The following is a 24,118-nucleotide window of genomic DNA, read 5'->3' on the forward strand; positions in this document are numbered from 1 at the left end:
CAGTGCTCAGCATGTTTGAGTGCTTTACTCGCCGCGGGTTGAGAAATATGTAAAACTTCAGCCGCACGCGTTAAGGAACCACAAGTCATTACAGCATAAAAGATATCGAGATGTCTTAATTTCATTCCATGTAGCCTACTGATTATTTATTTCTACGGACTATTCTAACGAATAAAGTATAAATAATCAGATATACTCGTCATAATTCAAATTTTGGTTTAGTTGTCACGAGAATTAATTCGTAAACGTGCAAGCTAAATAGATTGACTAGGGGAATATACGGGGTAAGAAAGCGGCTCGGCATACTGCCCTATAATAAATTGTTAGGAGAAGTACGCCGAGTAGTGTGTAGCTATTAGGTAAAGTATGTACCAATTTCAATAAATATTTTAATTAAGATACTGTTTGAAATATCAACAATAAAGGCACCGACCATAGGAACGACAAGGAAAGCTTTATGTGATGGTCCAAATGCTTTTGTGACTGTTTGCATATTCGCAATTGCTGTTGGTGTTGCTCCCATACCAAAGCCACAGTGACCCGCGCTGATCACGACAGCATCATAATCTTTGCCCATCATTTTAAAGGTGACAAAGCAGGCAAATAGCACCATGACAACAGTTTGTACAGCAATGATAATTAATACTGGCCCTGCCATGCTTGCCAATTGACCAAATTTTAATGACATTAACGCCATTGCCAAGAAAAGCGATAAAGCAACGCTACCTAATACATCGACGGTCGGCTCAAACACTTCGTGTTTAAATACATGAGTCAGTGTATTACGGATAATAATACCGACAAATAAACACCAGACAAAAGTAGGCAGTTGCAGAAAAGTATCTTTAAACAATGCACTGATATAGCCACCAACAACAATACAGATAATCAGCATTGAAATGGTTTCAATAACGTTATTTGCATTGATTTTTCTTTTGACGCTTGGTTGCTCAAAAGCTTCAACGATAGTGTCGCGCTCTTGCTCGGTTGTTTTAGGAATAGAGACCTTTTTCAAAAGATGACGGGCAACAGGGCCGCCAACTAAACCACCCAACACTAATCCAAGTGTTGCACAAGCCATCGCTAATTCAACGGCGCCTGTTACACCATATTTATCAGCGAGAATAGGGCCCCATGCTCCGGCATTACCATGACCACCTGTTAGAGTAATTGAACCTGCAATTAAGCCAATAAATGGACTTTCATTCATCATGACAGCCATACTCATGCCGACAGTATTTTGAATGGCGATTAGGATCGTTACTGCAATAGTTAATAGAACTAACGGCTTTCCTCCTTTAATCAGTCGAGAAAAGTCAGAACTTAGCCCGATAGAGGAAAAGAATGTGAGCATTAATAAACTTTGCAATGAAGCATCAAAAGTAAACGAATAACCTGATGTTTTATCAATAATTAACAGAACAATTGCAACAATAAAGCCACCAACGACGGCTTCTGGTATGTGGTTTTTTTGTAGGAACGGGGTAAATTTTACGACAAACATTCCTATGAGTAGCGCGATACATGCGACTAATAATGTATAACTGGCATCTAGGATCATTTTTTTACCTCTATTAGTTTACCAGAATTTTCACTATAACAATTTAACAATAGTGAAAAATGAAGTTACTTTGGTTAACTAATCTTTAACAATGAGTTTTATTAGGGTATCCATAACTTTTAGTTAATAGGGTCATAATTTTAGTGTGATCTTAATCATGAAATATTAAAAAGATTAAAATAACAACAATGGTATTTAATGATGGGTAAACCTAAATACCATGCGGGATCCGCACTATTTTCGGTGATAGCAAAAAATAAAAAAGTATAAATAATAAACAAAATTATAAGAGAAGGAGAACATGATAAGCGCAGGCCGAGCAATTTAAAGAAGTGTGATATACAACATAAAACAGCAGCATGACCTTTCTATATTTCGTTGCTTATCGAAGTGTTAATTTTCGGGTGGATTACTCTGTTTGTTGATTAATAACGGAGAAAAATATGATTGCTGTAATATTTGAGGTGCAAATACAACCCGACCAACAAACTCGCTATTTGACTTTAGCTGAGGAGTTAAGACCACTATTAAGTCATGTAGCTGGTTTTATTTCAATTGAACGTTTTCAAAGTCTAGCTACAGAAGGAAAAATGTTATCGCTATCTTGGTGGGAAAACGAATACGCAGTTCTGCAATGGAAAAATCATGTTTTACATGCGAAAGCTCAACAAGAAGGGCGAGAGTCAATATTTGATTTTTACAAAATTAGTATTGCTCATATTACTCGCGAATATTCATTTAAAAAGGACAAGGATAATGTTTGATGTTCACGTTGTTTTAGATAATCAAATAGGACAATTAGCATTACTAGGAAAAACATTAGGTAATAAAGGTATTGGATTGGAAGGGGGAGGGATATTTACGGTTGGTGATGAATGCCATGCTCATTTTCTTGTTGAACAAGGAAAGGAAGCTAAAATAGCGCTAGAGCAAGCTGGACTGTTAGTACTTGCGATCCGGACACCATTAATTCGTAAGTTAAAACAGGAAAAACCGGGGGAACTTGGCGAAATAGCACGAGTATTGGCGGAGAATAACATTAATATTTTAGTGCAATACAGTGACCATGCTAACCAACTGATATTAATAACGGACAATGATAGTATGGCTGCATCTGTTACGCTCCCTTGGGCAATAAAGTGAACTTGCGATGGCTAATTTAATACGAAAAGAGGTTACCTTTGAGTCCTCAATAGCCGCGATAGGGGCGGCTATGTCTGACATTTCACGAGTTAAAATACTCAGTGCTTTGATGGATGGGCGAGCTTGGACGGCCACTGAGCTAAGTTCTGTGGCGAATATATCAGCTTCAACGGCGAGCAGTCATTTATCTAAATTATTAGATTGCCAGCTAATCACAGTAGTAGCTCAAGGCAAGCATCGTTATTTTCGGCTAGCAGGAAAAGATATTGCTGAATTGATGGAAAGTATGATGGGGATCTCCTTAAACCATGGCGTACATGCCAAAGTTTCCACGCCAGTGCATTTACGAAAAGCACGTACTTGCTATGATCATTTAGCTGGCGAAGTTGCCGTTAAGATCTATGATTCCCTTTGTCAACAGCAATGGATCACTGAAAATGGTTCAATGATCACATTAAGTGGTATTCAATATTTTCATGAAATGGGAATTGACGTTCCTTCCAAACATTCACGTAAAATCTGTTGTGCGTGTTTAGATTGGAGTGAACGCCGTTTCCATTTAGGTGGGTACGTTGGAGCCGCATTATTTTCGCTTTATGAATCTAAAGGGTGGTTAACTCGACATCTTGGTTACCGTGAAGTTACCATCACGGAAAAAGGTTATGCTGCTTTTAAGACCCACTTTCACATTTAAGTTGTTTTTCTAATCCGCATATGATCAATTCAAGGCCGAATAAGAAGGCTGGCTCTGCACCTTGGTGATCAAATAATTCGATAGCTTGTCGTAATAATGGCGGCATACTATCAGTAGTAGGTGTTTCCCTTTCTTCTTTAGCGACTTGATGCTCTTGATCTTCCAATACGCAACCTAAAGTAAAATGCCCCACAGCGCTGAGTGCATATAATGCATTCTCTAGTGAAAAACCTTGTTGGCATAAAAAGGCTAATTGATTTTCGAGAGTTTCATACTGTTTTTCTGTAGGCCGTGTACCTAAATGTACTTTTGCTCCATCGCGATGACTTAGTAAAGCACATCTAAAACTTTTAGCGTTATTACGTAAAAAATCTTGCCAGCTTTCCCCTTCTAAAGGGCAAAAGTGAGTATGGTGCCTATCTAACATCTCAATGGCTAAGGCGTCGAGCAAAGCCCGCTTATTTTTTACATGCCAATACAATGTAGGCTGCTCTACACCTAGCTTCTGGGCGAGTTTACGGGTTGTTAAACCTTCGATTCCGACCTCATTAAGCAGCTCTAATGCGCTGTTAATCACTTTACTTTTATCTAATCTAGACATCATTAATTCCTAATTTTTGTTGACACTCTATCATTGATAGAGTTATTTTACCACTCCCTATCAGTGATAGAGAAAAGTGAAATGAATAGTTCGACAAAGATCGCATTGGTAATTACGTTACTCGATGCCATGGGGATTGGCCTTATCATGCCAGTCTTGCCAACGTTATTACGTGAATTTATTGCTTCGGAAGATATCGCTAACCACTTTGGCGTATTGCTTGCACTTTATGCGTTAATGCAGGTTATCTTTGCTCCTTGGCTTGGAAAAATGTCTGACCGATTTGGTCGGCGCCCAGTGCTGTTGTTGTCATTAATAGGCGCATCGCTGGATTACTTATTGCTGGCTTTTTCAAGTGCGCTTTGGATGCTGTATTTAGGCCGTTTGCTTTCAGGGATCACAGGAGCTACTGGGGCTGTCGCGGCATCGGTCATTGCCGATACCACCTCAGCTTCTCAACGCGTGAAGTGGTTCGGTTGGTTAGGGGCAAGTTTTGGGCTTGGTTTAATAGCGGGGCCTATTATTGGTGGTTTTGCAGGAGAGATTTCACCGCATAGTCCCTTTTTTATCGCTGCGTTGCTAAATATTGTCGCTTTCCTTGTGGTTATGTTTTGGTTCCGTGAAACCAAAAATACACGTGATAATACAGATACCGAAGTAGGGGTTGAGACGCAATCGAATTCGGTATACATCACTTTATTTAAAACGATGCCCATTTTGTTGATTATTTATTTTTCAGCGCAATTGATAGGCCAAATTCCCGCAACGGTGTGGGTGCTATTTACCGAAAATCGTTTTGGATGGAATAGCATGATGGTTGGCTTTTCATTAGCGGGTCTTGGTCTTTTACACTCAGTATTCCAAGCCTTTGTGGCAGGAAGAATAGCCACTAAATGGGGCGAAAAAACGGCAGTACTGCTCGGATTTATTGCAGATAGTAGTGCATTTGCCTTTTTAGCGTTTATATCTGAAGGTTGGTTAGTTTTCCCTGTTTTAATTTTATTGGCTGGTGGTGGGATCGCTTTACCTGCATTACAGGGAGTGATGTCTATCCAAACAAAGAGTCATCAGCAAGGTGCTTTACAGGGATTATTGGTGAGCCTTACCAATGCAACCGGTGTTATTGGCCCATTACTGTTTGCTGTTATTTATAATCATTCACTACCAATTTGGGATGGCTGGATTTGGATTATTGGTTTAGCGTTTTACTGTATTATTATCCTGCTATCGATGACCTTCATGTTAACCCCTCAAGCTCAGGGGAGTAAACAGGAGACAAGTGCTTAGTTATTTCGTCACCAAATGATGTTATTCCGCGAAATATAATGACCCTCTTGATAACCCAAGAGGGCATTTTTTACGATAAAGAAGATTTAGCTTCAAATAAAACCTATCTATTTTATTTATCTTTCAAGCTCAATAAAAAGCCGCGGTAAATAGCAATAAATTGGCCTTTTTTATCGGCAAGCTCTTTTAGGTTTTTCGCATGTATTGCGATATGCATAAACCAGCCATTGAGTAAGTTTTTAAGCACATCATCATCATAAGCTTTAAGTTGGTTCTCTTGGATCAATTTGCTGACAATGGCGTTTACCTTACCAGTAATGTATTCAAGGCTAATTTTTTCAAGTTCATTCCAACCAATGATAGGCATCACTTCTTGGATAGGGATAAGGTTTTTATTATTATCAATAATATAATCAAGATAATGTTCAAATATACTTTCTAAGGCAGACCAACCATTTGTTAAATCAGTTTTTGTTGTGATGTAGGCATCAATCATAATTAATTGCTGCTTATAACAGGCACTGAGTAATTGTTTTTTATTTTTAAAGTGATGATAAAAGGCACCTTTGGTCACCAACGCTTTTCCCGAGATCTCATCTATTGAAACAGCTTGATAGCCTTTTTCAACAAACAATATTCGTGCTGAGTTAACCAGTGATTGATAGGTACTCTTAAAATTTTCTTGTTGATGATTTTTATTTTCCATGATAGATTTAAAATAACATACCGTCAGTATGTTTATGGTATCATGATGATGTGGTCGTGACAATCTTAAGAACATTTAGGTTATTTTATGTATATTGAACAGCATTCTCGCTATCAAAATAAAGCTAATAACATCCAATTAAGATATGATGATAAGCAGTTTCATACAACGGTTATCAAAGATGTTCTATTATGGATTGAACATAATTTAGATCAGTCTTTACTGCTTGATGATGTGGCGAATAAAGCGGGTTATACCAAGTGGTATTTTCAGCGGCTGTTCAAAAAAGTAACAGGGGTCACACTGGCTAGCTATATTCGTGCTCGTCGTTTGACGAAAGCGGCTGTTGAGTTGAGGTTGACGAAAAAAACTATCCTTGAGATCGCATTAAAATATCAATTTGATTCCCAACAATCTTTTACACGTCGATTTAAGTACATTTTTAAGGTTACACCAAGTTATTATCGGCGTAATAAATTATGGGAATTGGAGGCAATGCACTGAGAGATCCCCTCATAATTTCCCCAAAGCGTAACCATGTGTGAATAAATTTTGAGCTAGTAGGGTTGCAGCCACGAGTAAGTCTTCCCTTGTTATTGTGTAGCCAGAATGCCGCAAAACTTCCATGCCTAAGCGAACTGTTGAGAGTACGTTTCGATTTCTGACTGTGTTAGCCTGGAAGTGCTTGTCCCAACCTTGTTTCTGAGCATGAACGCCCGCAAGCCAACATGTTAGTTGAAGCATCAGGGCGATTAGCAGCATGATATCAAAACGCTCTGAGCTGCTCGTTCGGCTATGGCGTAGGCCTAGTCCGTAGGCAGGACTTTTCAAGTCTCGGAAGGTTTCTTCAACCCATATAATGCGCCTACTTATCAGCCTTTGGGACGTTGGGACGGTATTTTTCACTATATACCCCCAAGTTTTTAGACATGAAAAAAGCTCGATATATTATAAATATATCGAGCCTTTAAGTTACTGTTTTTCAATATCGTTCAAAATCTTGATAATTACAGTATACGGTTTTATGAAGTGGTATATTTGCAAATGCTTATTTTGCAAGGTCTATTTGCTTGATTTATCCTACAATCGTAATGCAAAACCCATGACCGGAAGCAACGAACTTAGGTTCAATCTCACTCAAATCCGAGGATAGCTTTTGTCCGGATTCTTGATTGGGCAATGTATCTGCGCCGCTTGATTTTACCGCTGCGTCCCAACTGCTTTCGATAACTTGTCCGTGATTCTCACCCATGCCGAACATGAGGTCGCTGCTAAAGAAAATACCACGTTTCTTTTCAAAAAATAAAAGTCCTTCCCACATATGCATTTCAGATGGGTAACTGATAGTTTGAAATTCAAAATCATCTCCGGCAAATATTTCATTCGGCTTTTTAATAAGCACATTGTTAGTAATACCAAACCCCATCAGTTGTCTTGCTGTGGTTTCGGAACAAACCGCGACAGCTTCGGGATGTTCTTTGAGAACCAAAGCAAGTCCGCCACATTCGTCTGATTCAAAATGAGAAATTAGAATGTATTTTATTTTGCGTTCACCGAGCAACTCTTGCAACTTAGGAATGGTAGTTTGCGCTTGTGATACGGCTCCGGTCTGAATGAGAACAGGCTCATTTGTCATCAATAAGTATTGGTGCATTGAAAGCTTAATCGGCTCCATTACCTCTGTAAATTGGTATAAATCTTTGATAATCTCTGTCATTGTCAAAACACCTTTTTCTATTTATAGTCTAACCTAAATTCCACGTGTGTTTTTTATTAGCTTCAAAAATCACTATTTCACGAAGAATTTAGACTGCTTCTCACACATTGTAACATTATTTACAACCACCTTTCAATCATTTTTGATAAATCATTGATTTCATCTTTGCTGCAATGATACTTAATAAACTCTGCAAGTTATCCACAGAGCAACACTCAATTTTATTGATGATATTCTTATTATACCAGACATTTTTCATACACTCCCTTGTACGGATAGTTTTCCGACAACTTCATGATTACATATCTTGCGGTTTTGATTATTTTTGCTGCAAGAAATACATACTTCAAACGAAAGGTCTTTATTTGCTGTCTGTATTCTGAAGAGTCCAAGGAATCAAACTTGAACAACAAAAATAGGTTATATGAAAGCATCATCATTTGAAACACGGCTTCATTCGCCCAAAATGACTTTAGCAAGAGATGACCCACCGCCATGTCGTATTTGGCTTCTTTGATATAGTTTTCAGCATTACCACGCTTTTCATAGTATATAACTACTTTTTCAGAAAGCAAGGTAGTATTTGTTACAAAGAAAAAGTAGTCGTATTCGGAACCTTCTAAAAGTGATAATTGTGCTCTTTCTTTTTCTGGTTTCAGTACGCGAGATACGACAAATCTTCTGTCTTTTTCCCATTTAACTAATTTTGTATACAGTTCTGTAGTTTCTCTACCTTCTTCTCCTTTAACGAATACAATTGATGAATTCGTTGCTTGTGAGGTGAGTGTAGAATAACTTTTGGCTTTAATTAAATATTTGCATCCAAGAGATTCTATCGTTTCGATAATTTTTTCATCAAAGTAGCCACTATCCATTCGAAATAAAATTTCTAAATCGTCTGATTTGATGTTAGCAACAATTTCTTTGATCATTTCCGCAGCACCGTTTGCAGTGTAAGTATTGCCACTTCTTACAAATCCGGTAACATATGCTTTTAATTCGTCGCAAAATGCAAATTGGATATTGTAGCATCGGTTTCCCAGTTTCTTAGGATTATATCCTTTTGACGCACCTTCTTGATGACCTTCTACGTTAATTACACTACTATCAACATCAATCGTAATGGATGTCAATTTACTTTTAGTGAGCAGTTTTTTAAAGACTTTAAAATTAATGTCTCTAAACATTTGGGTTGTCTTGAAGTTGAAGTTTCCTAGAAACCGTGACACTGTTTCAGGTTCTTTTACGGAAAAATCAAACTCGTTGACGAGGGGATCATTTTGAAGTAGCTTTAGACGTTCTAACTTATCAATGCCAATGAAGTGACCGCAGAGCATGGTCTTTATATGATTCATCTTGATTTTATTTGTTGAGTCATTATCAAATACGAGGTCATTTTCAATAAAATCAAAAATCCCATTGCTTTTTGCATTCTCAAGGAGCAGAAAAAGACCTGCATTTGATGTTAGATTCTTAGCTTTGAAATCAATTTTATTAATCATAATTAGAACCCCTTTTTACTACTTTTCTTACTATTATTTTACCATATATCGAGTCATAAAAGCTGATAATTTAACATATTTTTGAGCACTTTTCTTTCACCCAATGGGTGAAAGCTGAATTTCGAAGGAATGCATATTTATCAAGGCTTTGATTATGCTTTTTGAAGTACTGACGTAGAATCTAGGATAAAATCATTTGCAGATGCGCTCTGTCGAGGTAGTCTCATAAGGTTCGTTTATAGATCGACGGCAATGTGAGTTACCTTTTCCATACTAATTATAAAAAGACAGTACAAACAGGATCATTATGGACTCCACGCTCATCTCCACTCGTCCCGATGAAGGGACGCTTTCGTTAAGTCGCGCCCGACGAGCTGCGTTAGGCAGTTTCGCTGGTGCCGTCGTCGACTGGTATGATTTTTTACTCTATGGCATTACCGCCGCACTGGTTTTTAATCGCGAGTTTTTCCCGCAAGTAAGCCCGGCTATGGGAACGCTCGCCGCATTTGTCACCTTTGGCGTCGGATTCCTTTTCCGTCCGCTCGGCGGTGTCATTTTCGGTCACTTTGGCGACCGACTGGGACGTAAGCGCATGTTAATGCTGACCGTCTGGATGATGGGCATCGCGACAGCCTTGATTGGTATTCTTCCTTCATTCTCGACCATTGGGTGGTGGGCACCTATTTTGCTGGTGACACTGCGTGCCATTCAGGGATTTGCCGTCGGCGGCGAATGGGGAGGCGCGGCGTTGCTTTCCGTTGAAAGTGCGCCGGAAAATAAAAAAGCCTTTTACAGTAGCGGTGTACAAGTTGGCTACGGAGTAGGTTTACTGCTTTCAACCGGACTGGTTTCATTGATCAGTATAATGACGACTGACGAACAGTTTTTAAGCTGGGGCTGGCGCATTCCTTTCCTGTTTAGCATCGTACTGGTACTGGGAGCATTGTGGGTGCGCAATGGCATGGAAGAGTCCGCGGAATTTGAACAACAGCAACATAATCAAGCTGCCGCGAAAAAACGCATCCCGGTTATCGAAGCGCTGTTACGACATCCTGGTGCTTTCCTGAAGATTATTGCGCTACGGCTGTGCGAGTTGCTGACGATGTACATCGTTACCGCCTTTGCACTTAATTATTCAACCCAGAATATGGGGTTACCGCGCGAACTTTTCCTTAATATTGGTTTGCTGGTAGGTGGATTAAGCTGCCTGACAATTCCCTGTTTTGCCTGGCTTGCCGATCGTTTTGGTCGCCGCAGGGTTTATATCACAGGCGCGTTGATCGGAACGTTGAGCGCATTTCCTTTCTTTATGGCGCTTGAAGCACAATCTATTTTCTGGATAGTTTTCTTCTCCATAATGCTGGCAAACATTGCGCATGACATGGTGGTGTGTGTGCAACAACCGATGTTTACCGAAATGTTTGGTGCCAGTTATCGCTATAGTGGCGCTGGAGTCGGTTATCAGGTTGCCAGTGTGGTTGGTGGTGGATTTACACCTTTTATTGCCGCTGCACTCATCACTTACTTTGCCGGGAACTGGCATAGCGTCGCCATTTATTTGCTGGCTGGATGCCTGATTTCCGCAATAACCGCTTTGTTGATGAAAGACAATCAACGCGCTTGATAGCCTGGCGAAGATCATCCGATCTTCGCCTTACACTTTTGTTTCACATTCCTGTGACATACTATCGGATGTGCGGTAATTGTATGGAACAGGAGACACACATGAATAATAAGGGCTCCGGTCTGACCCCAGCTCAGGCACTGGATAAACTCGACGCGCTGTATGAGCAATCTGTAGTCGCATTACGCAACGCCATTGGCAACTATATTACAAGTGGCGAATTACCTGATGAAAACGCCCGCAAACAAGGTCTTTTTGTCTATCCATCACTGACCGTAACCTGGGACGGTAGCACAACCAATCCCCCCAAAACGCGCGCATTTGGTCGTTTTACTCACGCAGGCAGCTACACCACCACGATTACTCGCCCTACTCTCTTTCGTTCGTATCTCAATGAACAACTTACGTTGCTGTATCAGGATTATGGTGCGCATATCTCGGTGCAACCCTCGCAGCATGAAATCCCTTATCCTTATGTCATCGATGGCTCTGAATTGACACTTGATCGCTCAATGAGCGCTGGGTTAACTCGCTATTTCCCAACAACAGAACTGGCGCAAATTGGAGATGAAACTGCAGACGGCATTTATCATCCAACTGAATTCTCCCCGCTATCGCATTTTGATGCGCGCCGCGTCGATTTTTCCCTCGCACGGTTGCGCCATTATACCGGTACGCCAGTTGAACATTTTCAGCCGTTCGTCTTGTTTACCAACTATACACGTTATGTGGATGAATTCGTTCGTTGGGGATGCAGCCAGATCCTCGATCCTGATAGTCCCTACATTGCCCTTTCTTGTGCTGGCGGGAACTGGATCACCGCCGAAACCGAAGCGCCAGAAGAAGCCATTTCCGACCTTGCATGGAAAAAACACCAGATGCCAGCATGGCATTTAATTACCGCCGATGGTCAGGGTATTACTCTGGTGAATATTGGCGTGGGACCGTCAAATGCTAAAACCATCTGCGATCATCTGGCAGTGCTACGCCCGGATGTCTGGTTGATGATTGGTCACTGTGGCGGATTACGTGAAAGTCAGGCCATTGGCGATTATGTACTTGCACACGCTTATTTACGCGATGACCACGTTCTTGATGCGGTTCTGCCGCCCGATATTCCTATTCCGAGCATTGCTGAAGTGCAACGTGCGCTTTATGACGCCACCAAGCTGGTGAGCGGCAGGCCCGGTGAGGAAGTCAAACAGCGGCTACGTACTGGTACTGTGGTAACCACAGATGACAGGAACTGGGAATTACGTTACTCAGCTTCTGCACTTCGTTTTAACTTAAGCCGGGCCGTAGCAATTGATATGGAAAGTGCAACCATTGCCGCGCAAGGATATCGTTTCCGCGTGCCATACGGGACACTACTGTGTGTTTCAGATAAACCGTTGCATGGCGAGATTAAACTTCCCGGCCAGGCTAACCGTTTTTATGAAGGCGCTATTTCCGAACACCTGCAAATTGGCATTCGGGCAATCGATTTGCTGCGCGCAGAAGGCGACCGACTGCATTCACGTAAATTACGAACCTTTAATGAGCCGCCGTTCCGATAATAAGTTCTGAACCTTCTTATCAAAAATAGATGTGAAGGATTAAGTAAGACATCTGGCAAATAGCCCGCAATAAACGCGGGCTGTTTGCTTCCTTGGGCGGATACGAGTTTTATTATCGTCTTAATGATTTCCACATATTAAAAGCAAGTATGCTTTCAAAACACAATTATAAAAAACCCCACCAACATTATAAGTTTTTATAAAATTAAATATAAGATTATGACTTTAGAATATTTTTATTTCTAATAGACGAGATTTTTCCTGTTATGATATAATATGCCGAATTAACACATGTTAACGATTTACCAGTAATGTAAATAAATTTTCGAGGAGATCATTCCAGTGGGACGTAAATGGGCCAATATTGTTGCTAAAAAAACGGCTAAAGACGGTGCAACGTCTAAAATTTATGCAAAATTCGGTGTAGAAATCTATGCTGCTGCCAAACAAGGTGAACCCGATCCAGAATTAAACACATCTTTAAAATTCGTTATTGAACGAGCAAAGCAGGCACAAGTTCCAAAGCACGTTATTGATAAAGCAATTGATAAAGCTAAAGGCGGCGGAGATGAAACGTTCGTGCAGGGACGTTATGAAGGCTTTGGTCCTAATGGCTCAATGATTATCGCTGAGACATTAACTTCAAATGTTAACCGTACGATTGCTAACGTTCGCACAATTTTCAATAAAAAAGGCGGCAATATCGGAGCGGCAGGTTCTGTCAGCTATATGTTTGACAATACGGGTGTGATTGTATTTAAAGGAACAGACCCTGACCATATTTTTGAAATTTTACTTGAAGCTGAAGTTGATGTTCGTGATGTGACTGAAGAAGAAGGTAACATTGTTATTTATACTGAACCTACTGACCTTCATAAAGGAATCGCGGCTCTACAAGCAGCTGGAATCACTGAGTTCTCAACAACAGAATTAGAAATGATTGCTCAATCAGAAGTTGAGCTTTCCCCAGAAGATTTAGAAATCTTTGAAGGGCTTGTTGATGCCCTTGAAGATGACGACGATGTACAAAAAGTTTATCATAACGTCGCAAATCTCTAATTATATGTTAAAGAAATCTGTCTTTATGGCAGATTTCTTTAATCTCATATAATCCTTATAAAAAATATAATGTTCAACTCGTCATATTGCTTATAAAAAATCCTCGTTCCCAGAGAAATAATATTTATTAAAATGGCAGGTCTTCTTTTTCTGATTACCGAAGACAAAGTGGCAATTACGTATAGTTTCCCGATAAAGACGCGACAGCTACATCCCGCATAAGGCATTTTTCTCTTTATCTTTGTACGGTACTTCATGGAACAGAATTTTTGACCTTGTGAATCGTGATGTCTGTTGGGGAGGAGCAATTTGCTCACTGAAGCGTGAGACTCGATTAAGCGCACGAAACACAGAAATCAAAAAACCCGGCCACTTTTTTACAAAGTGACCGGGTAAAAATAATTTTTATTTTTTAACTGCCTTGAGACTCATAGAGATGTCTCAAAACTAAAATTTGGCTCCTCTGACTGGACTCGAACCAGTGACATACGGATTAACAGTCCGCCGTTCTACCGACTGAACTACAGAGGAATCGTGAGAACGAGGCGAATATTAGCGATGCCCACCCACAATGTCAAAGCCTGTTTTTTAAATTTGAAATCGTTTGCTGAAATAATCTGCATTTTGACGTTTATTCCGACACAACTGGCTTTTTTTCACACTTTTGCGGCTCGGATCGAGGGTATTTCCATAGCCAACGTCCAGTAACCATTCGCCAGTAAAACAGCACGGCCCGCACAGCCCAGTCGGCAAACATTCCCATCCAGACACCAACCACACCCCAGCCAAGCATGATGCCCAGCACATAACCGACGACAACCCGGCAACCCCACATGCTCAACATAGAAACCCACATAGCGTAACGGGCGTCACGAGCCCCCTTAAATCCAGCGGGTAGCACCCATGAGGCGGACCAAATAGGCATAAATAAAGCATTTAGCCAAATCAGAATCACAACGACATGTTTAACCTGTGGATCCTGGGTGTAAAACGATGCCATAACCCCGGCAAAGGGAGCCGTTAGCCAGGCGATGGCCGTTAATCCAAGAGTGGAAAGCCAGAACACATGCCGCAACTGAATCTCTGCTTGCGCTATCTGCCCTACCCCCAACCTTCGGCCTGTAATGATCGTAGAAGCAGAGCCGAGCGCACTTCCGGGTAAGTTGATAAGAGCCGCAATTGAAAACGCGATAAAATTTCCGGCAATAACACTGGTCCCCATCCCGGCAACGAACATTTGGGTTAATAACCGACCACTGGTAAATAACACTGATTCGACACTCGCTGGAATACCAATCCCCATGACTTCCCAGATAATGCTAAAATTCAGTGGCTTAAAATAGCTCTTTAACGAAATCCTTAGCGCAGGATTAAAACCAATCGCCAGCACCCACAAAATTGCAACTGCGCCAATATAACGAGAAATGGTTAAACCCAACCCAGCCCCGACAAATCCCAGTCCCGGCCAGGAGAAAAGGCCGTAAATCAATATGCCGCTAATAATAATATTAAGAATATTCAGGCTACCGTTAATCAGTAGCGGTATTTTCGTATTCCCTGCACCACGAAGTGCCCCGCTACCAATCAAAGTGATGGCAGCTGCTGGATAACTGAGTACCGTCAGCTCCAGATAAGTCAACGCCAGTGCTTTAACTTCTGTCGTGGCATCACCCGCGACGAAATCAATAATTTGCTCGCCAAAATGATGAATAAGCGTTACCAACAGTACGGCAAACAACGTCATGATCACCAATGACTGCCGCGTCGCCACCCTCGCTCGTCGTCGATCCCGCTTACCGAGACTAAATGCCACAACGACAGTAGTACCAAGATCGATAGCAGCAAAAAAAGCCATAATGACCATATTGAAGCTGTCCGCCAATCCCACGCCGGCCATCGCATCTTTTCCCAGCCAGCTGACCAGAAAAGTGCTCAGGACACCCATCAACAGGACACAGGCATTCTCCATGAAGATAGGAACAGCAAGCGGGGTTATCTCGCGCCAGAACAACACTTTGTAGCTCTTGCGTTTAGCGTGCCAGCGAGTGCCGTGAACAACCTGGCGTAAAGCAGAGGAGATATTCAAAGCCGACCTTAATTGCAGAAAGTGAAACCACATTTCAAATAATGAGGGAGAATCAGCAAAGCTGCAAAGATTTTCGCCAACAAATTGTCTGCAAATGCAACAAACTGTTGATAGAAACGGCAAACAGTTGGGGAATTTAAAAATCGGGTTTGACAAAAGATTTTTCGCCGTTAAGATGTGCCTCAACAGCGATTCCTCTGTAGTTCAGTCGGTAGAACGGCGGACTGTTAATCCGTATGTCACTGGTTCGAGTCCAGTCAGAGGAGCCAAATTTCTGAAAAGCCCGCTTTTATAGCGGGCTTTTTGCTATATCTGATAATCAATTTCCTCTTCACTGTTTTCCATCACCTGCCGCTTGATATCCTCAACTGAAAGTCCTGCATTACAAAGTTCCAGAAAGCGCCAGACATAGTTACGCTGAAGTTGTCCTCGCTTCAGTCCCAACCAGACAGTATTAGCATCAAAAAGATGCCGCGTATCCAGGCGGATTAAATTCTTTTCCTCTTGTTCACCGCTGGATTGTTCGGCAACTATTCCGATCCCCAGCCCAAGAGCAACATAGGTTTTAATGACATCAGAATCCTGCGCACTTAATACAATATCTGCCAGCAAACCTTTGCGGGCAAATGCGTCATCAATACGTGAGCGCCCCGTAATCCCCTGTCGGTAAGTGATTAACGGCCACTTCGCTATTGATTCCAGCGTCAATGGTGAAAATTGCGTCAAGGGATGATCGTGTGGAACAAGCAAACTATGATGCCAACGAAACCACGGGAAGGCGACGAGCTGCGGGTCATTACTCAAACGCTCGCTGGCGATACCAATATCAGCTTCACCATTATGCAACAACGTCGCAATTTCCTGTGGCGTCCCCTGGATTAGCTCGAGCCGAACCTCCGGGAAAAGTTCGCGAAAAGCTTTAATGACCTCTGGCAAGCTATAACGTGCCTGAGTATGCGTCGTTGCAATAGTGAGAACGCCAGACGTATCGTTGGTAAACAGGTCTGCAAGCCGACGAACATTACTGGCTTCATTGAGAATACGTTCTGCAATGACCAGTAATGCTTTGCCCGGTTCAGTCATGCCCAGCAGTCGCTTACCTCGTCGAACAAATATTTCGATGCCAAGTTCATCCTCCAGTTCCCGAATATGACGGCTGACGCCTGACTGTGAGGTAAAAAGCATATTCGCAACCTCTGTCAGGTTGTAATCCTGACGTGCAGCTTCGCGGATTATCTTTAGTTGTTGGAAATTCACGGTAAACTCCGGGCAGTTCAGATATCCCGTTATTGTTAAAGTCTAACGCCCGGCATAACAAATAATAAAAACCCGCATCTTATTCCATCCCGATATAACGCTTAGCTCACCAATTGCCACTGCCTTTTTTCCATCACTGGAGAACTAATCACTGACATTAACAACTCTTTCACTGCCTGTGCCTGTGGCGATAAGTTCGCTCTGGCGGGTAAATTTAATGACAAAGAGAGACTCATGGAAGGCGTGGTAATGCGTGACATCCACCCATTTACTGCGCCACATAACGAACGCGCGGCCGATTCGGGTAATACTGCAACGCCCATGCCGCTGGCAATCGCTGCGGTAAGCGTGGCAATAGACTCAATTTCACCAATGACTTTTGCCGTGAGTCGCCGTAGGGAAAACGCCTCATCAACACGAAGTCTAACAGCGCTGTAATCACTGGGGAGAAAGAGGTTCATTTGTGCAATAGCATTAACATCAACGCTTTGCCCCGGGCAATCTTGAGTTCCTACCAGGAAAAGATCTTCTTTCAGCAAAGCCTGACTGGATACCCCAGCCACAGGGGAATGCTCATAAATCACCGCCATATCGAGTTGGTGATTTATCAGTTTTTCGTTAAGCACTGCACCGCTATTTTCATGAAGATAGATAACGATCTCCGGGAATTCAGCGCGAACCGCCTGTAATAAGGGCATGGTGATAGATGACGCAGCGGTTCCTGGCGCAAAGCCAATCGAGACTTGCCCCGATAATGCCTGACCAACGTTATGCACCGCCAGTTGGGCCTGCTCACACTGACGTAAAATGGCCCGCGCATGGGTATAGAGAATTTTTCCGGCGTCTGTTGGCGTAACGCCCCGTTTTGTGCGAATCAAAAGTTGTTGATTTAACTCACCTTCGAGTGTGGCAACCTGTTGGCTGAGCGCTGGTTGTGCGATATGCAATACTTCAGCAGCCTGAGTCAGGCTACCAATATCTACAATTTTTACGAAGTATTTCAGGCGTCTGAAGTTCATGTTGCCTCCGGTTTTTAAGAATCGGCCCAAGTGCCGCCATTACTTACAACCAGATTGCAAGATGCTTGCCAGTTTTATTTTGGCGTTGATGTACAAGCTAACCAACTGTCAAATAAGAGATTATGATAGATTCGTCATTGGCTCTTTTCACCAGCAGTCGCGTTCCCCTGCCCTATAAAAGGAGGGTATGCACCACGATGGTTCATTACCAATAAGATTGAAATCTCATCACTTTGTTGAAATTGGCAGCAAACAAACAAAAAAATGCATTTCACCCTTTGACATCACCATCCACTGCCATTAATATGCGCCCCGTTCACACGATTCCTCTGTAGTTCAGTCGGTAGAACGGCGGACTGTTAATCCGTATGTCACTGGTTCGAGTCCAGTCAGAGGAGCCAAATTCAAAAAAGCCTGCTTTCTAGCAGGCTTTTTGCTTTCTAATTACCAACTCTCTTAAAACATCTGTCTTGAACCAGAACTAATTTGCACAGGCATTCCCGATCGACGTTGCAACGCAGCATTTGCGCGATTCACATCAACTTCTTGCCCGTTGATAAACGCCCGCAAAGATGGGGTTACCGGCAATGGCACTTTTCGGTCAGACTCATATTCTGCACGATTGCGCGACAACGGCTCATGAACTTCCAGCCAGTTCGAGCCATCTGGTTCAGTGGTGTATTTTACTGGCTGGTCGATAATTTGCACACGCGTCCCAACAGGAACATTATCAAACAGATATTTGATATCGTCATTGCGCAGACGAATACAGCCCTGACTTACCCGAAGTCCAATACCAAAATTGGCATTGGTACCGTGGATGGCATACAACCTGCCAATATAAATCGCGTACAGCCCCATGGGATTATCGGGCCCCGCAGGAACAAATGCGGGCAAACTCTCCCCTCGTTTCGCATATTCGCGCCGAGTGTTCGGCGTTGGCGTCCAGGTTGGAGCTTCTTGTTTACGTTCAACGGTAGTCACCCAGTTACGCGGGGTTTCTCGCCCAGCCTGGCCGATACCAATAGGAAAGACTTCCACAGTATTACTGTCTGGCGGGTAGTAATAAAGACGCATCTCAGCGACGTTAACCACAATCCCTTTACGAACAGTGGCGGGCAAAATCAGTTGCTGCGGAATGGTGAGTTGTGAGCCGGACTTCGGCAAGAAAACATCAACGCCCGGGTTCGCTTCCAGCATGTTACTTAACCCTTGCCCGTATTGTGCGGCAAAAGTCTCCAGCGGCTGGGTATTGTGATCAGGAACAGTTACAGTAAACGACTGCCCCACTAAACGGCTACCCTCTGGAGGTAATGGATAAGTTACCGCCAGGCTAGTATGGCTGGCAAAAAGCAGAGCAAATGAGCAAAGAATATTTACACGACGCATCATGTCCCTTTCCTATGTCGCGAAAGCTATCCGTTAAGTATAGCTTTTATCAGACTTTTCGTTTTTAACTGTTCAAATCAGAAGTCGTATTCCCCGGTAGAACAATATTACTGGCAGCAAGTTCGCCCATGTTGTTATATATCGCACAGGCAGCTTCGATGATGGGCATCGCCAGAGCTGCGCCACTCCCCTCACCTAAACGCATATCCATATTGAGATAAGGCTCCAGCCCCAAATGCGACAGCGCTATACGCGCCCCTTTTTCTGCCGACAGGTGAGAAGGAATGAGATACGGTTTGATTGCAGGAGACATCTGGCAGGCTGCGAGCGCAGCAGCATAAGAAAGAAATCCATCCAGCAACACGGGTAAACCGCAGGAAGCAGCGCCTAACATCACGCCAGCCATTCCGACCAAATCAAATCCACCCACTTTTGCCAGAACATCAACGCCATCCTGCGGATTTGGTTGATTCAACGTAATCGCCCGGCGCACAACATCAATTTTATTAGCCAGTTTATCTGTCGGCAGGTTTGCGCCAATCCCAACCACTTCTTCAGGATCCCGGCCAGTGATTGTGCTGACGATTGCCGCTGCCGGTGTCGTGTTTGCCATCCCCAGTTCACCTACACCAAACAGCGTGACACCGTTTTTTGCCAGCTCCCGCGTATAACATATGACGTCGAAAAGCAACTTTTCAGCCTGACGGCGACTCATTGCCGGAGCTGAAGCAATATTGCCGCTACCTCGTGCGACACGCATGTTGATAAGTCCGGGGATAGGCTCAGCACTATCAATACCAACATCAACTACGTGGACGTTAGCGCCCGCTTGTGCTGCCAGCACACACACGCCGGTTGTTCCGCGGGTCATATTTTCAGCCTGAATGGCTGTCACTTCTTTTGGGGAAATAGCGACCCCTTCCTCCCAGACGCCGTGATCGGCACACATAACCAGTACCGCTTTTTTGCCCACATGCGGTATGCCATTCAACCCCGGCATTCCCGCCAGTTGTATGGCAAGCGCCTCCAGTCTTCCCAGGCTACCAACAGGTTTGAGTAACCCGTCAATATGCCGTTGTGCACGCGACATAGCGGCAGGATCGATAGCAGGGATCGTATTCAGTAAATCGGCAAGTGTTTGCATGTCACGTCTCTTTATAGCAGTGCCAGCAGGAAGACCAGTTCACCAAGCTCTATAGCAGCTCCCAGCGTATCGCCGGTTTGCCCGCCCAGCGTACGTTTGAGAAGCTGACCGAGGATGAAAATCGCCACCATCGTCACCACCATAGCAGCCACACCATGCATACCCGGCAATAATACGGCAGCAAAAATAGCGGCTAAGCCGAGTGTGACGCAGGTTTGTCGCCCATCAATTTTGCCAATGAACACATTGCCAAGCCCTTCTTCCCGGGCATAACGATGACGATACATCAATAATGCGGCAGTCCCGCGGCTGACCGCACATGCTGCCGCCAGCGATGCAAGGATCGGTTCGCCACGCAGAGCCAACTCGCTTAACACCAGAATCTTTGCCAGTACAACAAAAATCAATGCCAGACCGCCGTGGGTGCCTAAACGGCTATCACGCATGATTTCCAACATGCGATCGCGGCTACGTGCAGAAAATACACCATCACAGGTATCGGCGAGGCCGTCCAGGTGGAATCCCCCGGTCATCAGCGCCAGCACAAGTACGCTAAACAGTGCCGCCAGTGATACGCCACACCATGCCTGCAGCACCATGAAGACCAGCCCGCTAATCGCGCCAAGCAATAATCCAATTAAAGGAAAAGTAATAATACCGCGAGAATAATGCTCGAAATCCAGTCCCTGGGACCAGCGACGCGGTACAGGCAGACGCGTAATAAAAGAGAGCATCGCCCAAAATAATTTACTCATTTGATTTTTACTCCAATACCCGAAACCACCAGCCACACTTCATTTGCCGCAGCGGCCAGCTGCTGATTTACCCGCCCGGCAATATCACGAAAATGTCGTGCCAGACGACTCTCCGGCACAATCCCCATTCCCACTTCGTTAGTCACTAATACAACCTTTGCGGGGCAACGTTGGCAGGCAGCAATCAACGACTGAATCTCAGCATTAATCGCCTGTTCCATCGCCTGATAATCCCATTCATCAGGGTCTTTATCGCCGCCATAATCAAACAACAGATTAGTCACCATTGTGGTAACGCATTCCAGCAACACAGCTTCATGCGGGTTAATGTCTGCATGAATTAATTCATCAAGATGTTGCCAACGTTCCACCGTGTGCCAGTGCGCCGGACGGCCTTGCCGATGATGTTCTATCCGTGCAGCCATCTCATCATCAAGGATTTGTGAGGTGGCGATATACAGAACCTGTGAAGAGTCCCCAATAAGCGCCTCTGCATGGCGACTCTTCCCGCTCCGTGCGCCCCCCGTCACCAAAATCATCATACCGACTCCTGATTCAATTGTATGATGGTATTCATTGAACAGAACAATGGATCACCCACCGTTGCTGACCGCAAAACATTTACGCGATTAATACTGCGCGTAATATAATTAAAAATCCAGCATTCTCAATCCATTACGAAAGAAGATGGCATTGTGGAATAGCCAGACTTCCTCGTGTTAACGTCCGACAAAATGCGTCATTGACAGCGGTTTCTCTGGAATGACAGATTTCATTCAGATAATGGATTAATGCTACAGCCCCACCAGCCGGACCAGTCAGTAAACGGGCATTGTGTTCTGCAATCAAAATTACCGTCGTTCCCTCAGAATGAGCGAGCCATTCTGGTACGGATATCTCGCTTTCAGCTGCTATCAATAGCAGCACTGAATAATCGCTATACGCATCTGATAACGATTGCACAGGCCCACCGTCAAAAGGCTGGAAATCTTGCTGCCAGTCCTCACGGATAAAACCGCAGCCTCTACAGTGCACTGTTGGTCAGTGCCTGCGAAGCAGACATTATCGCGCTGGTGCTTAATGCGGACGCACCGTGGTCACCTTTTTCGCCTGGCTTTACCTCGTCAATGAATCGCCCGGTCATTGGAGTAGTCACCAAAGCAGATTTAGCCAACATGGAACAAATATCTTTGGTGAAATGTTGGTTACGGGAAGCTGGAGCGCAGAACGTGTTAGTAACCAGTGCGGTTAATAACAATGGAGTTACAGAACTTTTTTCCTTGCTGCATACAGAAGATGTCTGTCGCTAATTTCGATAGGTTATCAGATGGGAATGATGACTGTGATACACAGAAAAGAATCAATGAGCAATGAGGGTTGCCGGGCAACCCTCATTGAATAAAACAGGAATTACTTCGCTTCGCCGTTTTTCATTTCACCCATAGCTTTCAGCTTTTTGGAGATATCGCGGCGTTCTTTGGAGAGCTCGGCATTTTTGATGATGTAATCGTCAACGCGATCTTCATAGTCACCTTTCATGCTGGCGATGATGCCCTGGATTGCTTCAACGCTCATCCCCGGCTTGATGTAATCGCTCAGGTTGTCCAGCAGCAGGACGCGCTTCTGGTTGTCACGGATCTTTTTCTCAACGTCCTGAATTTCACGTTGCAGTTTGTTCTTACGACGGAACAGACGAACAAATTCCAGTACGTCCTGGAATGAAGGCTTGGTAGTTTCCATTTTTATACCCCTGATAATGTGAGAGTCGGATTCGTTTAAGCAACCGCTATTCGTTAGGGCCAACATTACTCATAGCTGCCGCAGATGACAATGCTTTTATCCCTTTTCACTATCATACCCTTTATCCTTGCTGAATCGAAGCAGCAGCAAGATGATTCTGAAGTTCAGGAATTATTTGCGCAAGGCCCGGCAAATCAAATTCGATAGCAACTCAAGCTGATGTGCCGTTTCCATGTTCAGCCACACATAACCATAGATTGGTGTTTCCACAACCTTCAGGTCATGGTGGTTATTGAGCAACTGACGCAGCTCTTCCACAGCATCGTTCAATTTTTCCGTATTGGCAAAAACCGGCTGCGGATTACCTTCGTACAGCGCATGAACAAGGCTCAGCAGTATTTGCTGCATCATGTGCTGGGTATCACGAAGTTTTTGTGCGTTCAATAACACGAAATGGCTGGGGCGCGTGGCCCAGTACGCATTGATTTGCAACTCCAGCATACAAACCAGATTGCGATTAATGGTCTGGATACCTTCATATATCGATTTTGGAATACGAGTTTCTTTGCTGGCGGGCGCAATCAGCCCACGCATTTTCACGGCATCGGTCAAGAGTTTTTGTAGATGGCTTTCCAGACGTGGGCGTTCGAGTAAGTTCGGTGAGAATGCAGATTGATAGACCCGATTATACTCGGTCAGACTTTTCGCCAGTTGAATGCGCCAGTGGATGAACGCCCGTTGTGGCCAGATACCGGTAAACAACATTGCCAGTAAAGAGCCGAGGATCACATCGCCGCTTCGCCATAACGCCGTATCAATTTCACCTGTCGGGGAACCAACAACAATTGCCAGCGTCACCCCAATCAGTAAACCTTGATACGGTTTCTTGCCCAGCGCCAGCCAACCGCAAAGGAACATGGCCGCCGCGCACCAGACTAACATCAGCGGTAACGAGATTAACTCCAGTTGCAGAGCGATAAGACCTAAAATCGAACCCAACACCGTACCGCCAATACGCTCAAAGGCGCGAGGGACAACGTTACCCCAGAACGAGATTGGCCCCATAATCACCACCATGGTGACCAGCGGCCAGGTGCTTTCCGGGATAGTAAACAGGCGGATAATGAGAAAAGTGAGCAGGAATGCCAGCGCGACCCGAGTACCATGCACAATGCGGTAATGGCGGTATACCCGGATTTCAAACGGGCTTAATGACTTATCGGCACGCACGCAGAAACTCCGTAATGAAGATTAAAAGCGCTCATAACTCATCTGTCG

At 43.8% G+C, this 24,118-nt stretch carries 22 protein-coding genes, 3 tRNA genes and 4 pseudogenes; 11 read left to right on the forward strand and 18 right to left on the reverse strand.

Going from position 1 to position 24,118, the window contains the following annotated elements; translation table 11 throughout:
• Positions 1–5: 5 nt before the first annotated feature.
• Both HUZ68_RS13910 and gltS read right to left on the reverse strand, forming a co-directional pair.
• Positions 6–125 (reverse strand): annotated as a pseudogene (locus HUZ68_RS13910) (LysR family transcriptional regulator); the annotation flags it as partial.
• A gap of 230 nt (positions 126–355) precedes the next feature.
• Positions 356–1,561 carry a sodium/glutamate symporter gene (gene gltS / locus HUZ68_RS13915; protein ID WP_000599533.1) on the reverse strand — a complete coding sequence of 402 codons (1,206 nt, stop codon included), beginning with the start codon at positions 1,559–1,561 and terminating at the stop codon, positions 356–358.
• Positions 1,562–2,004: 443 nt separating this feature from the next.
• Here gltS and HUZ68_RS13920 point away from each other — a divergent pair, with 443 nt between their 5' ends.
• From HUZ68_RS13920 to HUZ68_RS13930, 3 genes are read left to right on the forward strand one after another with little or no spacing between them, the layout of a single operon-like run.
• Positions 2,005–2,325, forward strand: a complete 321-nt coding sequence (locus HUZ68_RS13920) for an antibiotic biosynthesis monooxygenase family protein (protein WP_000562370.1) — start codon at positions 2,005–2,007, stop codon at positions 2,323–2,325.
• A complete protein-coding gene (locus tag HUZ68_RS13925; RefSeq protein ID WP_000460651.1) occupies positions 2,318–2,704 on the forward strand; it encodes a hypothetical protein in 387 nt (128 codons plus the stop codon). The genes HUZ68_RS13920 and HUZ68_RS13925 overlap by 8 nt, the downstream gene beginning before the upstream one ends.
• A 7-nt stretch (positions 2,705–2,711) precedes the next feature.
• Positions 2,712–3,398 (forward strand): ArsR/SmtB family transcription factor, encoded by a 687-nt coding sequence (locus HUZ68_RS13930; protein WP_001284954.1) that lies wholly within the window; start codon positions 2,712–2,714, stop codon positions 3,396–3,398.
• Here HUZ68_RS13930 and tetR(B) read toward each other — a convergent pair.
• Positions 3,376–3,999, reverse strand: coding sequence for a tetracycline resistance transcriptional repressor TetR(B) (gene tetR(B) / locus HUZ68_RS13935; RefSeq protein WP_000088605.1), 624 nt, complete (start codon positions 3,997–3,999; stop codon positions 3,376–3,378). The two genes, HUZ68_RS13930 and tetR(B), sit on opposite strands and share 23 nt — an antisense overlap.
• 81 nt (positions 4,000–4,080) lie before the next feature.
• Here tetR(B) and tet(B) point away from each other — a divergent pair, with 81 nt between their 5' ends.
• On the forward strand, positions 4,081–5,286 hold the full coding sequence (gene tet(B) / locus HUZ68_RS13940) for a tetracycline efflux MFS transporter Tet(B) (RefSeq protein WP_001089068.1): 1,206 nt from the start codon (positions 4,081–4,083) through the stop codon (positions 5,284–5,286).
• Positions 5,287–5,398: 112 nt separating this feature from the next.
• Here tet(B) and tetC read toward each other — a convergent pair whose 3' ends face one another.
• Positions 5,399–5,992 (reverse strand): tetracyline resistance-associated transcriptional repressor TetC, encoded by a 594-nt coding sequence (gene tetC, locus HUZ68_RS13945; RefSeq protein WP_000428546.1) that lies wholly within the window; start codon positions 5,990–5,992, stop codon positions 5,399–5,401.
• 87 nt (positions 5,993–6,079) lie between these two features.
• Here tetC and HUZ68_RS13950 point away from each other — a divergent pair.
• Positions 6,080–6,475: pseudogene (locus tag HUZ68_RS13950) on the forward strand (helix-turn-helix domain-containing protein); the annotation flags it as partial.
• Between the two features lie 30 nt (positions 6,476–6,505).
• On the opposite strand, the pseudogene HUZ68_RS13955 reads toward HUZ68_RS13950, so the two are convergent.
• The 3 genes and pseudogenes from HUZ68_RS13955 to HUZ68_RS13965 form a co-directional block, all read right to left on the reverse strand.
• Positions 6,506–6,844, reverse strand: a pseudogene (locus HUZ68_RS13955) (IS4 family transposase); the annotation flags it as partial.
• Positions 6,845–7,067: 223 nt separating this feature from the next.
• Positions 7,068–7,709: an oxygen-binding di-iron domain-containing protein gene (locus HUZ68_RS13960; RefSeq protein ID WP_000134999.1), complete on the reverse strand. Its 642-nt coding sequence runs from the start codon at positions 7,707–7,709 to the stop codon at positions 7,068–7,070.
• Positions 7,710–7,948: 239 nt separating this feature from the next.
• Complete coding sequence (locus tag HUZ68_RS13965; RefSeq protein ID WP_239593902.1) at positions 7,949–9,211, reverse strand: IS1380-like element ISEcp1 family transposase; 1,263 nt, start codon at positions 9,209–9,211, stop codon at positions 7,949–7,951.
• Between the two features lie 307 nt (positions 9,212–9,518).
• Here HUZ68_RS13965 and shiA point away from each other — a divergent pair, with 307 nt between their 5' ends.
• The 3 genes from shiA (at position 9,519) to HUZ68_RS13980 (ending at position 13,450) form a co-directional block, all read left to right on the forward strand.
• A complete protein-coding gene (gene shiA, locus HUZ68_RS13970) occupies positions 9,519–10,835 on the forward strand; it encodes a shikimate transporter (RefSeq protein ID WP_094318079.1) in 1,317 nt (438 codons plus the stop codon).
• A gap of 101 nt (positions 10,836–10,936) precedes the next feature.
• Entirely contained in the window at positions 10,937–12,391 is a 1,455-nt protein-coding gene (amn, locus tag HUZ68_RS13975; protein ID WP_001060244.1) for an AMP nucleosidase, read from the forward strand.
• 342 nt (positions 12,392–12,733) lie between these two features.
• Positions 12,734–13,450 carry a YebC/PmpR family DNA-binding transcriptional regulator gene (locus tag HUZ68_RS13980; RefSeq protein WP_077039684.1) on the forward strand — a complete coding sequence of 239 codons (717 nt, stop codon included), beginning with the start codon at positions 12,734–12,736 and terminating at the stop codon, positions 13,448–13,450.
• Between the two features lie 455 nt (positions 13,451–13,905).
• Here the strand turns inward: HUZ68_RS13980 and HUZ68_RS13985 are convergent.
• Both HUZ68_RS13985 and yeeO read right to left on the reverse strand, forming a co-directional pair.
• Positions 13,906–13,981, reverse strand: a tRNA-Asn gene (locus HUZ68_RS13985).
• Positions 13,982–14,081: 100 nt separating this feature from the next.
• A complete protein-coding gene (yeeO, locus tag HUZ68_RS13990; protein ID WP_094318147.1) occupies positions 14,082–15,569 on the reverse strand; it encodes a toxic metabolite efflux MATE transporter YeeO in 1,488 nt (495 codons plus the stop codon).
• Between the two features lie 160 nt (positions 15,570–15,729).
• Here yeeO and HUZ68_RS13995 point away from each other — a divergent pair.
• Positions 15,730–15,805 (forward strand) — tRNA-Asn (locus HUZ68_RS13995).
• Between the two features lie 37 nt (positions 15,806–15,842).
• Here HUZ68_RS13995 and cbl read toward each other — a convergent pair.
• The gene (gene cbl / locus HUZ68_RS14000) at positions 15,843–16,793 is read right to left on the reverse strand and encodes an HTH-type transcriptional regulator Cbl (RefSeq protein ID WP_094318080.1); all 951 of its coding nucleotides are present in this window, start codon (positions 16,791–16,793) and stop codon (positions 15,843–15,845) included.
• Positions 16,794–16,894: 101 nt separating this feature from the next.
• Entirely contained in the window at positions 16,895–17,812 is a 918-nt protein-coding gene (gene nac / locus HUZ68_RS14005; protein ID WP_001011466.1) for a nitrogen assimilation transcriptional regulator NAC, read from the reverse strand.
• A 325-nt stretch (positions 17,813–18,137) separates the two neighbouring features.
• Between nac and HUZ68_RS14010 the strand changes: the two genes are divergently transcribed.
• A tRNA-Asn gene (locus HUZ68_RS14010) sits at positions 18,138–18,213 on the forward strand.
• A 55-nt stretch (positions 18,214–18,268) separates the two neighbouring features.
• Here HUZ68_RS14010 and ldtA read toward each other — a convergent pair.
• The 5 genes from ldtA to HUZ68_RS14035 all read right to left on the reverse strand — a co-directional run bounded on the left by ldtA (position 18,269) and on the right by HUZ68_RS14035 (position 22,135).
• Entirely contained in the window at positions 18,269–19,204 is a 936-nt protein-coding gene (ldtA, locus tag HUZ68_RS14015) for a L,D-transpeptidase (RefSeq protein ID WP_000986322.1), read from the reverse strand.
• Positions 19,205–19,265: 61 nt separating this feature from the next.
• Positions 19,266–20,345: a nicotinate-nucleotide--dimethylbenzimidazole phosphoribosyltransferase gene (gene cobT / locus HUZ68_RS14020; protein WP_033815070.1), complete on the reverse strand. Its 1,080-nt coding sequence runs from the start codon at positions 20,343–20,345 to the stop codon at positions 19,266–19,268.
• 11 nt (positions 20,346–20,356) lie between these two features.
• Positions 20,357–21,100: an adenosylcobinamide-GDP ribazoletransferase gene (gene cobS / locus HUZ68_RS14025; protein ID WP_033815069.1), complete on the reverse strand. Its 744-nt coding sequence runs from the start codon at positions 21,098–21,100 to the stop codon at positions 20,357–20,359.
• Complete coding sequence (gene cobU, locus HUZ68_RS14030) at positions 21,097–21,642, reverse strand: bifunctional adenosylcobinamide kinase/adenosylcobinamide-phosphate guanylyltransferase (protein WP_000973155.1); 546 nt, start codon at positions 21,640–21,642, stop codon at positions 21,097–21,099. The genes cobS and cobU overlap by 4 nt, the downstream gene beginning before the upstream one ends.
• Positions 21,643–21,775: 133 nt before the next feature.
• On the reverse strand, positions 21,776–22,135 hold the full coding sequence (locus HUZ68_RS14035; RefSeq protein WP_001307873.1) for a hypothetical protein: 360 nt from the start codon (positions 22,133–22,135) through the stop codon (positions 21,776–21,778).
• Here HUZ68_RS14035 and HUZ68_RS14040 point away from each other — a divergent pair.
• Positions 22,114–22,410 (forward strand): annotated as a pseudogene (locus tag HUZ68_RS14040) (EutP/PduV family microcompartment system protein); the annotation flags it as partial. The gene HUZ68_RS14035 and the pseudogene HUZ68_RS14040 sit on opposite strands and share 22 nt — an antisense overlap.
• A 100-nt stretch (positions 22,411–22,510) precedes the next feature.
• Here the strand turns inward: HUZ68_RS14040 and HUZ68_RS14045 are convergent.
• Both HUZ68_RS14045 and HUZ68_RS14050 read right to left on the reverse strand, forming a co-directional pair.
• Positions 22,511–22,840 carry a DUF496 family protein gene (locus tag HUZ68_RS14045; RefSeq protein WP_000450409.1) on the reverse strand — a complete coding sequence of 110 codons (330 nt, stop codon included), beginning with the start codon at positions 22,838–22,840 and terminating at the stop codon, positions 22,511–22,513.
• Positions 22,841–23,011: 171 nt separating this feature from the next.
• Complete coding sequence (locus HUZ68_RS14050; RefSeq protein ID WP_001200891.1) at positions 23,012–24,070, reverse strand: FUSC family protein; 1,059 nt, start codon at positions 24,068–24,070, stop codon at positions 23,012–23,014.
• Positions 24,071–24,118: the final 48 nt, after the last annotated feature.

Origin of the sequence: Shigella dysenteriae, assembly GCF_022354085.1 — a bacterium.
Taxonomy (GTDB): domain Bacteria; phylum Pseudomonadota; class Gammaproteobacteria; order Enterobacterales; family Enterobacteriaceae; genus Escherichia; species Escherichia coli.

What these genes read in the sequence shown, in the direction of transcription:
- tetC (WP_000428546.1), bottom strand. Translation starts at nt 5,992, where the DNA reads ATGGAAAATAAAAATCATCAACAAGAAAATTTTAAGAGTACCTATCAA.
- shiA (WP_094318079.1), top strand. Translation starts at nt 9,519, where the DNA reads ATGGACTCCACGCTCATCTCCACTCGTCCCGATGAAGGGACGCTTTCG.
- HUZ68_RS14045 (WP_000450409.1), bottom strand. Translation starts at nt 22,840, where the DNA reads ATGGAAACTACCAAGCCTTCATTCCAGGACGTACTGGAATTTGTTCGT.
- cobU (WP_000973155.1), bottom strand. Translation starts at nt 21,642, where the DNA reads ATGATGATTTTGGTGACGGGGGGCGCACGGAGCGGGAAGAGTCGCCAT.
- nac (WP_001011466.1), bottom strand. Translation starts at nt 17,812, where the DNA reads ATGAACTTCAGACGCCTGAAATACTTCGTAAAAATTGTAGATATTGGT.
- HUZ68_RS13925 (WP_000460651.1), top strand. Translation starts at nt 2,318, where the DNA reads ATGTTTGATGTTCACGTTGTTTTAGATAATCAAATAGGACAATTAGCA.
- HUZ68_RS13920 (WP_000562370.1), top strand. Translation starts at nt 2,005, where the DNA reads ATGATTGCTGTAATATTTGAGGTGCAAATACAACCCGACCAACAAACT.
- yeeO (WP_094318147.1), bottom strand. Translation starts at nt 15,569, where the DNA reads ATGTGGTTTCACTTTCTGCAATTAAGGTCGGCTTTGAATATCTCCTCT.
- amn (WP_001060244.1), top strand. Translation starts at nt 10,937, where the DNA reads ATGAATAATAAGGGCTCCGGTCTGACCCCAGCTCAGGCACTGGATAAA.
- cobT (WP_033815070.1), bottom strand. Translation starts at nt 20,345, where the DNA reads ATGCAAACACTTGCCGATTTACTGAATACGATCCCTGCTATCGATCCT.
- HUZ68_RS13930 (WP_001284954.1), top strand. Translation starts at nt 2,712, where the DNA reads ATGGCTAATTTAATACGAAAAGAGGTTACCTTTGAGTCCTCAATAGCC.
- HUZ68_RS13965 (WP_239593902.1), bottom strand. Translation starts at nt 9,211, where the DNA reads ATGATTAATAAAATTGATTTCAAAGCTAAGAATCTAACATCAAATGCA.
- cobS (WP_033815069.1), bottom strand. Translation starts at nt 21,100, where the DNA reads ATGAGTAAATTATTTTGGGCGATGCTCTCTTTTATTACGCGTCTGCCT.
- gltS (WP_000599533.1), bottom strand. Translation starts at nt 1,561, where the DNA reads ATGATCCTAGATGCCAGTTATACATTATTAGTCGCATGTATCGCGCTA.
- HUZ68_RS13960 (WP_000134999.1), bottom strand. Translation starts at nt 7,709, where the DNA reads ATGACAGAGATTATCAAAGATTTATACCAATTTACAGAGGTAATGGAG.
- ldtA (WP_000986322.1), bottom strand. Translation starts at nt 19,204, where the DNA reads ATGATGCGTCGTGTAAATATTCTTTGCTCATTTGCTCTGCTTTTTGCC.